We start from the raw sequence: 13,762 nt of genomic DNA on the forward strand, positions 1-13,762 counted from the left end.
TCACCAACGCTTGCTCGGTAATTGGGGATATTATGAGAGTATTGGAGGTGAACCGGATGGCAATTACACAAGAACGTAAAAATGAACTTATCGCTGAGTACCGTACTCATGAAAGCGACACTGGTTCTGCAGACATTCAAATCGCTGTGTTAACAGAAGATATTAACAACTTGAACGAACATTTACGTACACACAAGAAAGATCATCACTCACGTCGTGGTCTATTCAAAATGGTAGGTCGTCGTCGTAACTTGTTAAAATACTTACGTGAAAACGAAGTATCACGTTACCGTGACTTGATCGCTAAACTTGGTTTACGTCGATAAAATGCATTTTAGTGAAAGCGGGATTCGTCCCGCTTTTTCTTTATGTTCAAAAAGATTTCTCTGTATATAATCCACTCTCAATTGACATTTTTATAATTTATCGCATGATATGCGGTTTTTTGATACACTACTAATGATACATACAACTAATTTAAATAGGATTTATAGTACGAGAGGAGTTCATTCAATGACAGAAAAACAAATTTTTAATTTCGAGTGGGCAGGTCGTCCATTACAAGTTGAAGTAGGCAAATATGCAAAACAAGCAAACGGTGCTGTTATGGTCCGTTACGGAGATTCTACTGTCCTTTCAACAGCAACAGCTTCAAAACATCCTAAGCCTTTAGATTTCTTCCCACTTACTTGTAACTACGAAGAGCGTCTTTATGCAGCAGGGAAAATTCCAGGTGGTTTTATTAAACGTGAAGGACGTCCATCAGAAAACGCAGTCTTAACTAGTCGTTTAATTGACCGTCCAATCCGTCCTTTATTCCCTGATGGATTCCGTAATGAAGTACAAGTTATTTCAATCGTTATGTCAGTAGACCAAGATTGTACTACTGAAATGGCAGCAATGTTAGGATCTTCATTAGCATTATCAGTTTCTGATATTCCTTTCGATGGCCCAATTGCAGGCGTACAAGTAGGATTAATTGATGGTGAATTTATCATTAACCCAACACAAGCCCAGTTGGCTTTAAGCACAATTGATTTAATTGTTGCTGGAACTAAAGATGCTATTAACATGGTTGAAGCAGGGGCTCTTGAAGTAACTGAAGAAGTGATGTTAGAAGCTATTATGTTTGGTCATGATAATATCAAAGAATTAATCGCATTCCAAGAAGAAGTTGTCGCTGCAATGGGCAAACCAAAAACAGACATCAAACTTTATGAGCTTGATGCTGAACTTTCTACTGAGATTAATGAAATGTGCGAAACGAAATTAAACAGCGCGATTCAAGTGTATGAAAAACATGCACGTGAAGTAGCGATAAATGAAGTTAAAGATGAAGTTGTAGCAACATTCGTTGAACGTGAAGCAGATGATGCAACACTAAAACAAGTGCGACAAATTTTAGATAAAATGGTGAAGGAAGAAGTTCGCCGTTTAATTACTGAAGATAAAGTCCGTCCTGATGGTCGTAAATTAGACGAAATCCGTCCTTTATCATCTGAGACAGGCGTCTTACCTAGAACACACGGTTCAGGATTGTTCACACGTGGACAAACTCAAGCACTAAGTATTGCTACTTTAGGTGCATTAGGTGATGTTCAGATCATTGATGGTTTAGGAATTGAAGAATCTAAACGTTTCATGCATCATTATAACTTCCCACAATTCAGTGTTGGGGAAACAGGTCCATTACGTGGTCCAGGTCGTCGTGAAATCGGTCACGGTGCTCTAGGAGAACGTGCACTAAAAGCAGTACTTCCTGACGAAAAAGAATTCCCATATACAATTCGTTTAGTATCAGAAGTACTTGAATCAAATGGTTCTACATCTCAAGCAAGTATTTGTGCATCAACTCTTGCTATGATGGATGCAGGTGTTCCAATTAAAGCTCCAGTTGCAGGTATTGCTATGGGTCTTATCAAACGCGGTGAAAACTATTCTGTTCTTTCGGATATTCAAGGAATGGAAGATCACTTAGGCGATATGGACTTTAAAGTTGCAGGTACAGCTAAAGGTGTTACTGCACTCCAAATGGATATTAAAATCGATGGCTTATCACGCAGCATTCTAGAAGAAGCATTGACACAAGCAAAAATCGGCCGTATGCATATTTTAGAAAGCATGATGGCTACAATTTCTGAACCACGCACGAAGTTGTCTAAATTCGCTCCGAAAATTGTCATGGTTAAAATTAATCCTGATAAGATTCGTGACGTCATTGGACCGGGTGGTAAACAAATTAATAAAATCATTGATGAAACAGGCGTTAAAATTGATACAGAGCAAGATGGATCAATTTATATTTCTTCAATTGATGAAGACATGATTGCACGTGCTAAAGAGATTATTGAAAATATTGTACGCGTTGCTGTTGTTGGCGAATACTTCATGGGTAAAGTGAAACGTATTGAAAAATTCGGAGCTTTCGTAGAAATCTTTACAGGCAAAGATGGACTTCTGCACATTTCTGAAATTCAAGAAGAACGCACAAAAGCAGTTGAAGACGTACTTAAACTTGATGACGAATTAAAAGTTAAAGTTATTGAAATCGATAACCAAGGCCGTGTAAACTTATCACGTAAAATCGTCGTAAAAGAAGAAAAAGAAGCAGCTGAGAAAGCTCAAACTCAAGCTGAATAATAAACAATGAAAAAAGGTTGCCAACTGCTTAGATGGCAACCTTTTTTTTCGAAATACTGGGGGTTTGATTTACTGTGTTACAAAAAAGAACAAGTCAAAATGGTGTACGAATAGTCTATGAACATATTCCGCACGTTCGTTCAGTAGCTGTAGGTGTATGGGTTGATGTAGGTTCGAGACATGAAACACCAGAAGAGAATGGCTTAACTCACTTCATTGAACATATGCTTTTTAAAGGAACTGCAACTAGAACGGCACGTCAAATAGCTGAAGAATTTGATCGCATTGGTGGGTATGTCAATGCATTTACGTCAAAAGAGCAAACATGCTACTATGCGAAAGTATTAGATCATCATGCGAAACATGCCATATCAGTATTGGCCGATATGTTTTTCCATTCTCAATTTGATGAACAAGAATTAGACAAAGAACGTCAAGTTGTCTTAGAAGAAATATTAATGGTCGAAGACACTCCTGACGATGATGTCCACGAACAGTTATGGAATGTCATGTATCCAAATCAACCATTAGGCGCATCAATTTTAGGTACAAAAGCGTCGCTTGAAACATTCAATAAAGATTCCATTCACCAATTTATGGATCATCATTATCGACCTGAACATATTGTCATTTCAGTAGCTGGTAATATTCCGGAGGGTTTAATTGACTACATTGACTCGTTATTTGGTCAATTCGGATCCAGTTCACAACTTGCTGATCGTCATGCTTCATCCTTGCCTGTATTTAATTCAGGTGAATCACATAAGTCACGTGAAACGGAACAAGGACATATCTGTCTAGGCTATCCAGGACTAAGCGTTAAAGATAAGAATATTTATGATTTAGTCGTTTTAAATAACATTTTAGGTGGAAATATGTCGTCTCGACTATTCCAAGAAGTACGTGAAGAAAAAGCATTAGCTTATTCTATTTACTCTTACCATTCGTCTTACGTAGATTCTGGATCAGTAGCCATCTATGGAGGAACTTCAAGTAATCAACTGCAAGAACTCCAAGATACTATCCATGAAACCATTCAAAAAGTGGTTGATGATGGAGTTACAGAAACCGAAGTGAATGATGCAAAAGAACAATTAAAAGGTAACTTAATGCTCGGTTTAGAAAGTACCAATGCACGTATGAATCGTAACGGTAAAAACGAGCTTATTTTTAAAGAACACAAAACGTATGATGAAGTACTGCAGTCAATTGATGAAGTACACATCCATAAAGTACAAAAACTCATCACTGATATTTTTTCGAATAAGCCTGCTATTTCCATCATTACACCCAAAAAAGACAATCCATTGTGATTGTCTTTTTTTATATTTATTAGATTTGAACTACTATTTTCACTCAAGTTTTCGGTGAGCTCTGGAAAGCGTTTTACATTTACCTAAAGAATGAGTAGGAGAGGGGGGTGACATCACCATTGTGGAAATTGTTTTTTGACCTTGAATTACTAAAGAATCGCCACAACCTTTAACAATCCAAGCCACCGAAGATACAATTTCGGCGGCTACTGCATTTCTTTACATTGGTTTCTTTCTTCCTTCGAGAGGATTTTAGATCAGCTTAACTAATAGCAATATAATAAATCTTAATCGGTCTATTTTAATTTAATGTTGATGTGAGTTGACTAAGAAATATGGAAGGGTACGCAACTTACACTTAATTTTTAAGTGTATTAAAAAAGTACGTTACTAACACACCAAACCACTGAATCGTAGCAAATAAAAACATTACAGCAATCGTATTATTAGGATCACTCAAAATAATAATCATAACGATGGGTACTAGCCCAATGGATAATATCCCTGCTATCAATACGCTTCTTGTTAATATACTTACTTGATATTCATCAAATACTTCAGCTCTTTTTATGAAAGCTAAAATTAGAATAATAATCGTTAAAATAATGATGAAATAACCAACAAATTTCATATTCCCTGCTCGAATAAAATCTGTCCAACTATTCCAAAAAGGATAATTAAGAGTTGTATTCTTTGAAAGTAATCTTGTGAATTCCAAGTGATTTGAAGTGGAAATAAATAAAAATGAATAAAGAAATGACATTACAACTAAAAACATCAGATTGAAACTTGAATGCTTAACTAAATTCATTTACGTTCACTCTCCTCGAAGATAAAAATGTCCTCAATTGTTTTATTAAAAAATCGAGCTAAATCATATGCCAACCATATAGACGGATCAAATTTATTATTTTCGATTGCATTAATTGCTTGTCGTGATACATTTACTGCTTTTCCTAATTCTGTTTGAGTAAGTCCACTTTGTTCTCTTAGTTCCTTTAATTTACTTTTCACTGTAGTTCCTCCGTTGTAAGGTTAACCTTACAAATAATATACCAATAGAAAAACTTGTGTGTCAAGTAAACCTTACATGCTTCGAAAATCAGGAAAACCAAATACCATTTTGTATTCCGAGTAAACAACCTTTTCCATTAACAGAGCCAAAATATAAACAACTGAACATCCCCTTTAAAGAAACCAATAATTCTCAAATAAACCCCTGGAAACCTGTATTTCTCAGCGAATGCAATCAATGTGAATTCCGAAATGTTGCTCCACCTCTGTTAAGTAGTCTTAAAAATATTGAAGCAGGAAAAGGCCGAAATTGCATCTTCGGCCGAACATCTACATAAAGAAATCAACAATTCTCTAGTAAACCAAATCATCATTTCTGTGTGAGTCCAGGTTGCAAGAAAGCGAAGGACGTACACCAGCCGCAGGATGATCTGAAAAAAGAGGTTGGGCGAAGTGACGAAGTCACACGCCCAAAAACATTAATCTCTAGATCAATGTGCGGCAGGTAAAGCGTTCGAAGCGACGTGGAAATCTGTCTTCCTCAGAGAATGTAATATGGATATCAGTTTTTAAATTTTGAGATACTCATCAATGCAAAATGTTACTCAACCTCTTCTAAGTTGTTTTTCAGTGAACATGTGATTCTTTCTTTGCATATATTTAAGGAGATGAACATGGAGGAGGAGTCATATGTTGCTATCAGAAATGGCAGTGAAAGAATTAATTCAAATTGAAGATGGCAAACGTTTTGGATTACTTGCAGATACCGAATTGCTCTTTGAACCAACCAGTGGAAAAATCATTGGATTTCTTGTATTAAAAGAACAGGGAAACAGGCCATTTAAATCAAAATCAACACAAAAAAACGTCTATATCGCTTGGGAAGACATCATCCTCATCGGTGAAGATCGCATTCTCTTTACAAAAACATCTCACTTACATTCGGATCAGACCATATGAGGAATCTAAAATGGTGCATCATCGGTACAGATCCACGGATGGAAAAACTCTCGATATTATTGAAAAACTTAAATGTGCAAGTCCTATACCTACAAACCAAAGCATGGAGTTATCAAGTTGAAAGAGAGTTACGGGCATTCGAACCACATATCTTAGTGCTACCGATACAACCACTAGAAATAGTGACAGATGCAATAGGATTGGATTATTTTGAAAACGTTCAAAAATGTTTCGTCGGAAAATTATCTCCTGAATGGACACGCTTTTTTGAAGCAAGTGAAATCGACATTGAACCATATCTCGAGAATGAACAATTTATTTGGCTAAATGCAAAATTAACTGCCGAAGGATTTATTGCGGCATATTATTTAGAAGAACACCAAACGGTCGCTGGTAAACATTTCATGATTTCTGGATTCGGACGCGTAGCAAAATTATTAGCATGGCAGTTAAAACGCATGGATGCCTATCCACAAATTGTTGTGAGATCCACTGCTCAATTAGCAGAAGCACAAGCCATGGGCTATGAAGTGAAAAAATTAGAGCATGGCATTTCATGTGAACAAGCGATATTTATTAACACAATACCGGCGAAATGGCTCACAGCAGACTATCACTCGTTATTAACAACGTGCCAAAGATTTTATGATGTTGCGTCTTCACCAGGGTGTTTAGCCCTAGATGGAGACTTTTCACATACCTACAGAATGTACACGTCTCTACCAGGACAATTTTTAAAAGAAGATGCGGCTAAACTGCTGTTTAAGTGTGTAACAGATTCAGTAAAAAACATCAAATAGGAGGAACGTTGTGTTACAAGGAAAGCGAATAGGATTTGGTATCACTGCATCACATTGCACGTATGAAGAAGTGGTGCCAAAAATCACTGTATTAAGAGACCAAGGTGCTATTGTTGTACCCGTAGTGTCCCATTCCGTTTTGGTAGCTGCTACTCGCTTTGGTACTGGGGACGAATGGGTTAGAAAAATAGAAGAAGCTGCAGGAGCAAAAGTCATTTCAACCATTGCCGATGCTGAGCCACTAGGTCCAAAAGCGCCGCTTGATTGCATGGTCATTGCACCGATGACCGGCAATTCAATTAGTCGCTTTGCGAATGCTGCCACAGATTCTCCAGTACTGATGGCTGCCAAGGCGACGATGCGAACAGGTAAACCTGTAGTCCTTGGTATTTCGACCAATGATGCACTCGGGTTAAATGGCGTCAATGTCATGAGATTGTTAAATGCTAAACATATTTATTTCATTCCTTTTGGTCAAGATGATCCGTTTAAAAAACCTAACTCCCTTATCTCCGATTTTAATCTCATTGTACCAACGATCGTTAAGGCATTAGAACATCAACAACTCCAACCTGTTTTAATCCAACACAAATAGTCGGATTAATTTTCATGCACAATCCCGCAATTTTATGATACAATACCGTCATTATGACCAATTAGTTGGCTAGAGGGAGTGAGTGTCATGTCAAAGAATTACACAGTCGCTGTCGTCGGTGCAACCGGTGCAGTGGGCGAGAAAATGATGGAACAACTTGAGAAACGAAAATTTCCGATAAAACATATAAAATTTTTGGCATCTAAACGTTCAGCTGGAAAAAGTATTGAATTTAAAGGTCAGTTCTATAAGGTAGAAGAAGCAACACCAGAAGCATTTGATGGAGTTGACATTGCACTATTTAGTGCAGGTGGTTCAGTTTCAAAAATTCTCGCACCAGAAGCTGCCAAGCGAGGAGCAGTCGTAATTGATAATACGAGTGCTTTTCGTATGGTAGAGGATATTCCACTGGTTGTACCAGAAGTGAATCCACAGGATCTTAAATCACACTCAGGGATTATCGCGAACCCGAATTGCTCTACCATTCAAATGGTGTGTGCACTACAACCAATAAAAGAAGCTTTTGGCTTAAATAAAGTCATCGTTTCTACGTATCAAGCAGTATCTGGTGCTGGAGCAGATGCAATTAATGAGCTAAAAGATCAAAGTGGTACTTTTGGCGAAACGAAAAATGCAGATGCACACGTTTTGCCAGTCAAAAGTGCATCTACTCACTATCCGATTGCGTTTAATGTTATTCCTCAAATCGATATATTTGACGACAATGGCTATACATTAGAAGAAATGAAAATGATTAATGAAACGAAGAAAATTCTGCACATGCCAAACCTTTCAGTAGCGGCAACTTGCGTTCGTTTACCAGTCGTTTCAGGTCACTCTGAATCAGTGTTTATTGAAGTAGATAAAGATGGCATCAGTGTATCAGAAATGCGTGCTGTATTAGAAGCGGCTAAAGGAATAAAAGTACAGGATAATCCTGCGAAACAACAATATCCTATGCCTTTGTTTGCTGAAGGGGAAGACGAAGTATTTGTAGGACGAATTCGAAAAGATTTATCAAATGATAGAGGTTTCCATATGTGGATTGTGTCAGACAATTTATTAAAAGGGGCAGCACTAAACTCAATTCAAATTGCAGAAGCAATGATAGAAGAAGGTATCATTTAAAAGGGGAGATTCTTATGCATATCGGTCGTGTATCTACAGCTATGGTCACACCATTTTTACCAGATGGCTCCATTCATTTTGAAATGGTCGCAAAATTGATTGAACATTTAATTGCAACAGGAACAGATTCAGTTGTCGTGTGTGGAACAACTGGCGAATCACCAACATTAACGAGTCAAGAGAAAGCTGACTTAATTCGTTTTACTGTTGAATCGGTAAATAACCGAATTCCTGTATTTGCAGGTACGGGTAGTAATAGTACGAGAGCTTCAGTTGAACTTACAAGAGTTGCTGAGGAAGCGGGTGTAGATGGTATCATGCTCGTTACTCCGTATTATAATAAACCTGATCAACGTGGAATGTATGAACATTTTAAAACGATTGCGGATTCAACTAAATTACCTGTTTTACTTTATAATATTCCGGGCCGTTCGGTAGTTAATATGCTGCCAGAAACTGTATTGGCTTTAAGTAAGATTTCAAACATACAGGCCATTAAAGAGGCTGGTGGAAACTTAGAGCAAATGTCAGATATCATTGCGGGTTGTCAAGATGATTTCGCAGTGTATAGCGGAGATGATGGTTTAACTTTACCGCTATTATCAATAGGAGGAGCTGGCGTTGTATCAGTCGCTTCCCATGTTGTAGGAGAAGATATGCAAAAGTTAATTCGTGCATTTGAAGAGGGGAGACATGCGGATGCTGCAACTATTCATCATGCATTATTACCACTCATTCGCGCTCTCTTTGAAAAACCAAATCCTGTTCCTGTGAAATATGCTCTTGCTAATTTGGGGCTAGATGTCGGTTCTGTCAGATTGCCACTCGTGGATATGACGAATGAAGAGAAACAACATTTTGACCAAGCTTGGGCGGAATTTGAAGAAAAACGTAAATTTTTCAAGTAATATTCTGAAGGTCAGTTCACAACTGGCCTTTTTTTATGTTTAACGCATGAGTTGATCTAAAGTCGCGCTTTCGACTTTTATTATTGTACTGTTGTCAGCGGTTCGATATAATGGATTGAAGTGGACAATGTTCGGGTTAATTTTTAGGAGGAAAGCAAGTGACAAAAACAATAAACGAAACCATTCGAATCATCCCCCTCGGTGGAGTTGGGGAAATCGGAAAAGCAATGTATGTAGTAGAAATTGATGAAGAAATATTTATCGTAGACAGCGGACTAATGTTTCCTGAAAATGAAATGCTTGGAATTGATATAGTTATTCCAGATGTAACGTACTTAGAAGAAAATAAAGCTCGTATTAAAGGAATCTTTTTAACACATGGACACGAAGATGCAATTGGATCTATTTCATATTTGCTAAATAAGATTCAAGCACCAGTTTATGGCTCTCGGTTAACGATTGCATTAGCTAAAGAACATTTGAAAGAATTACCAGCTCCACAACCTGTGAAATTCTTTGAAGTGACAAATAAAAGCCGTATGAATTTCAAATCTACACACGTTACATTCTTCCACACAACGCATAGTATCCCAGATTCTTTAGGAATTGTATTCCATACTTCGGAAGGTGCAATCGTGCACACGGGTGAATTTAAATTCGATCAAGCAGCAAAAGGTAGCTATCGTCCAGACATAGCAAAAATGGCTGGTCTTGGTGAAGAAGGCGTATTTATTTTGATGTCAGATTCAACAGAAGCAGAACGTCCAGGTTACACGACATCTGAATCTGTTGTTGAAGAACATTTATCTGAAACGTTCCACGGAGCTAAAGGTCGTATTCTTGTATCGTTATATTCTTCAAACTTTATTCGAATTCAACAAGTATTTGACACGGCAATTGAGTCGCGTCGTAAAGTGGCTGTCGTTGGGAAGACGTTAGAAACTGTATTTGAAGTAGGTAAGAAATTAGACTATTTACAAGTTGACGAAGAAACGCTAATTTCAATTAAAGATATTGGGAACTATGAAGACCATGAAGTAGTAATTATTGTTTCTGGGACTCAAGGAGAGCCAATAGAAGCCCTTGAAAAAATGGTAAGAAAACATCACAAAGATGTGAAAATTAAAGATACAGATACAGTATTATTTACTTTTACACCATCACCTGGTATGGAAGTAGCAATGTTTAAGACGATGAACCAATTAGCAAAAGTTGGAGCAAAAGTCTTAACTGCTAGTAAAAAAGTGCATGTATCTGGTCATGGTAGTCAAGAAGATTTAAAAATGATGTTAAACTTAATGAAGCCGAAATTCTTCATTCCAATTCAAGGGGAATTCCGCATGCTTATGGCTCACTCGAAACTCGCTCAATCAACTGGTTTGGCTAAAACTCAAATCTTTATTGCTGATAAAGGTGATATCGTTGAGTACAAAGGCGGAAAAATGCGTATGAGTGGACGTGTACAAGCTGGTAACGTTTTAATTGACGGCATTGGTGTTGGTGATGTAGGGAACATCGTATTACGCGATCGTAAACTTCTTTCACAAGACGGCATTTTCATTGTTACGATAACATTGAATCGTGCACAGAAGAAAATTGCTTCAGGTCCAGAAATCTTATCGCGTGGATTTGTCTATGTTCGTGAGTCAGAACAACTAATGGATGAATCAACTGAACTTGTTAAGAAAATAGTTGAAAAATATGTTGCCAAAGAAACATTTGAATGGACAAACATTAAACAAGAAATTCGTGACACTTTAAATTCGTATTTATACCAAAAAACGAAAAGACGTCCAATGATCATCCCGATTATTATGGAATATTAAGGTGATAAAAGCGGAAGGATTTCCACGCCATTTGTACCGGCAGGAAATCCTTTTTCTTTGATAAAGAAAGAAGGTGACAAGTATGACAATCAAAAAGAAAAAGGCGACTAAAACAAGAAAAAAACCACCTGAAAAAACACATCCACTAATGTTTGAAATTTCAGGCCTGTTGTTAATAGGACTCGGGATCATTACCTTTTTTGAATTAGGTTCTGTAGGATTCGGTTTGTCGTCTGTTGCCCGATTTTTCTTCGGGAATTGGCATGTAGCGGTTGCGTTATTATGTATTGTTATTGCACTTATTATGATGATTAAACGAGCGGTGCCTGGATTTAATAACAGAATTATTGCTGGATGTTTAAGTATTTTGGCAAGTATGACTCTTTTCAGTCATTTAGTTTTATTTGAGCAATTGTTTCAAGGTGGGGGTCTAGTTAGTGATTCGGTTCTTCGAGAAACGTGGAGAATCCTTATTGATAGCAATGGGATTATAAATCGCGATAGCTCTTTAGGCGGAGGAATGATGGGGGCATTTTTGTTCGCTTCATTTCATGTGTTGTTTGATTCTGGAGGCGCAACCATCGCAGCTTGGATATTACTAATGATAGGTTTTATCCTTCTCTCAGGTAAAGCACTCGTCCCATTTTTAGCTAGTGAAATTCCACAATGGAAAAATAATTGGTTGGCAATGAGAGCACAAAAGAAAAAAAATAAAGCAACAGTTAAACCCAAAGTACAGACTAGAAGTGACAAACGTAAAAAAACAGCAAGTATTTCTACAACTGCGCAAGATATGGAAGTAGCAACAACGATGCAGGAACGACAACCGGAACCGGAAATTGTACATGTTTCACCTATTATTTCTGCTTTCACAGAACGTGTTGAAAAAAGAGAGGAAACAAAACCTAAGCCAGAACCAGTACTAGAAGAAAATGAAGAGTTAAATGAAAAAGTGTTTGACGCTGTATCAGAAGCCGTTTTAGAAAATAAAGATTATCAATTACCATCTGCATCTTTATTAAATGAACCGCCTCATAGCGATCAAAGTGGTGAATATTCTTTAATTCAAGCAAATGCAAAAAAATTAGAACAAACTTTCCAAAGCTTTGGTGTCAAAGCTCGCGTTACACAAGTCCATTTAGGTCCTGCCGTCACGAAGTACGAAGTGTTGCCAGATACTGGTGTGAAAGTCAGTAAAATTGTTAGTCTCAGTGATGACTTAGCTTTAGCACTTGCAGCACGTGATATTAGGATTGAAGCGCCAATTCCTGGGAAGTCAGCAATAGGAATTGAAGTGCCAAATCAAGAAGTAGCGATTGTGAGTTTACGCGAGGTATTAGACGCAAAAGAAAACAATAAACCTGATTCTAAATTAATGATTGGTCTTGGTCGAGACATTACGGGACAAGCGGTTCTAGCAGAATTAAATAAAATGCCACATTTACTTGTTGCTGGTTCAACAGGAAGTGGGAAGAGTGTTTGTATTAATGGCATAATCGTCAGTATTATCATGCGAGCGAAACCACATGAAGTCAAAATGATGATGATTGACCCTAAAATGGTTGAATTAAATGTCTATAATGGTATTCCTCATCTGTTGGCACCAGTTGTGACAGACCCAAGAAAAGCATCACAAGCACTCAAAAAAGTAGTGTCAGAAATGGAACGTCGGTATGACTTGTTTTCGCATACTGGTATGCGAAACATTGAAGGTTACAATGACCACATAAGAAAGTGGAATGAAGAAAATGATGAGAAACATCCAAAACTTCCATATATCGTTGTTATCGTCGATGAGTTAGCTGATTTAATGATGGTTGCATCTAATGATGTGGAAGATTCTATTACTCGATTAGCTCAGATGGCTCGTGCAGCAGGTATTCATTTGATTATTGCTACACAAAGACCAAGTGTGGATGTTATTACAGGAGTAATCAAAGCCAATATTCCTTCAAGGATTGCATTTGCGGTATCCTCTTCAATTGACTCTCGTACTATACTTGATATGGGAGGAGCGGAAAAATTGTTAGGACGTGGAGATATGCTATTCTTAGCAGCTGGAGCATCCAAACCTGTTCGCGTTCAAGGAGCTTTCTTATCGGACCAAGAAGTTGAAAAGGTTGTGGATTTTGCCATTGCTCAACAGAAGGCTCAATACCAAGAAGAAATGATACCATCTGAAATTGAAGAAGTATCAAGAGATGAAGAAACGGATGATTTGTATGATGAAGCTGTGCAACTTGTCACAGATATGCAAACAGCTTCCGTATCACTTTTACAAAGAAGATTTCGTATTGGATACTCTCGGGCGGCACGTATAGTCGATCAAATGGAAATGCGTGGAGTTGTCGGTGGGTATGAAGGAAGTAAACCAAGGCAAGTGCTTCAAGCGAAACATGATGACATGGATTGAAATGGGTAATTATGACAAAAACATTACAAAATAATTAAAAATTTTACGAATCTTTGCCTAATTACCCATAAATCTATTTATTTAAACAAATAAAAGTGGTATAGTATGTCTGATTAGTAGGAAAGTTTTACATCAGATGTCTGATCTCTGCTGTTGGTGGTGGTT

General features: G+C 37.5%; 12 protein-coding genes. 10 read left to right on the forward strand and 2 right to left on the reverse strand.

The annotated features are described in order from the left end of the window. Positions 1-56: 56 nt before the first annotated feature. From rpsO to WBG45_RS14650, 3 genes are all read left to right on the forward strand, one after another. Positions 57-326: a 30S ribosomal protein S15 gene (gene rpsO, locus WBG45_RS14640; protein ID WP_024534986.1), complete on the forward strand. Its 270-nt coding sequence runs from the start codon at positions 57-59 to the stop codon at positions 324-326. 187 nt (positions 327-513) lie between these two features. Beyond that, complete coding sequence (pnp, locus tag WBG45_RS14645; protein ID WP_424415699.1) at positions 514-2,640, forward strand: polyribonucleotide nucleotidyltransferase; 2,127 nt, start codon at positions 514-516, stop codon at positions 2,638-2,640. Positions 2,641-2,714: 74 nt separating this feature from the next. Then, a complete protein-coding gene (locus tag WBG45_RS14650; RefSeq protein WP_424415701.1) occupies positions 2,715-3,953 on the forward strand; it encodes a M16 family metallopeptidase in 1,239 nt (412 codons plus the stop codon). 358 nt (positions 3,954-4,311) lie between these two features. Here the strand turns inward: WBG45_RS14650 and WBG45_RS14655 are convergent, their stop codons facing one another. Together WBG45_RS14655 and WBG45_RS14660 are read right to left on the reverse strand one after the other, a co-directional pair. Continuing rightward, the gene (locus WBG45_RS14655; RefSeq protein ID WP_424415703.1) at positions 4,312-4,731 is read right to left on the reverse strand and encodes a hypothetical protein; all 420 of its coding nucleotides are present in this window, start codon (positions 4,729-4,731) and stop codon (positions 4,312-4,314) included. A gap of 29 nt (positions 4,732-4,760) precedes the next feature. Further along, entirely contained in the window at positions 4,761-4,967 is a 207-nt protein-coding gene (locus WBG45_RS14660) for a helix-turn-helix transcriptional regulator (RefSeq protein WP_424415705.1), read from the reverse strand. Between the two features lie 690 nt (positions 4,968-5,657). Here WBG45_RS14660 and WBG45_RS14665 point away from each other — a divergent pair. From WBG45_RS14665 to WBG45_RS14695, 7 genes are all read left to right on the forward strand, one after another. Next, positions 5,658-5,927: a YlmC/YmxH family sporulation protein gene (locus WBG45_RS14665; RefSeq protein ID WP_024534980.1), complete on the forward strand. Its 270-nt coding sequence runs from the start codon at positions 5,658-5,660 to the stop codon at positions 5,925-5,927. Next, the gene (locus tag WBG45_RS14670; protein WP_424415707.1) at positions 5,924-6,727 is read left to right on the forward strand and encodes a hypothetical protein; all 804 of its coding nucleotides are present in this window, start codon (positions 5,924-5,926) and stop codon (positions 6,725-6,727) included. Before WBG45_RS14665 ends, WBG45_RS14670 begins: the two co-directional genes overlap by 4 nt. Before the next feature lie 10 nt (positions 6,728-6,737). Then, positions 6,738-7,322, forward strand: coding sequence for a dipicolinate synthase subunit B (locus WBG45_RS14675; protein WP_424415709.1), 585 nt, complete (start codon positions 6,738-6,740; stop codon positions 7,320-7,322). Positions 7,323-7,409: 87 nt separating this feature from the next. Continuing rightward, entirely contained in the window at positions 7,410-8,450 is a 1,041-nt protein-coding gene (locus WBG45_RS14680; protein WP_424415710.1) for an aspartate-semialdehyde dehydrogenase, read from the forward strand. Between the two features lie 14 nt (positions 8,451-8,464). Continuing rightward, positions 8,465-9,358: a 4-hydroxy-tetrahydrodipicolinate synthase gene (gene dapA / locus WBG45_RS14685; RefSeq protein ID WP_424415712.1), complete on the forward strand. Its 894-nt coding sequence runs from the start codon at positions 8,465-8,467 to the stop codon at positions 9,356-9,358. Between the two features lie 158 nt (positions 9,359-9,516). Beyond that, on the forward strand, positions 9,517-11,184 hold the full coding sequence (locus WBG45_RS14690; protein ID WP_424415714.1) for a ribonuclease J: 1,668 nt from the start codon (positions 9,517-9,519) through the stop codon (positions 11,182-11,184). Between the two features lie 82 nt (positions 11,185-11,266). Further along, positions 11,267-13,597, forward strand: a complete 2,331-nt coding sequence (locus tag WBG45_RS14695; RefSeq protein WP_424415716.1) for a DNA translocase FtsK — start codon at positions 11,267-11,269, stop codon at positions 13,595-13,597. The last annotated feature ends 165 nt before the right edge of the window (positions 13,598-13,762 follow it).

Source organism: Paenisporosarcina sp. (assembly GCF_049671445.1).
Lineage (GTDB): Bacteria > Bacillota > Bacilli > Bacillales_A > Planococcaceae > Paenisporosarcina.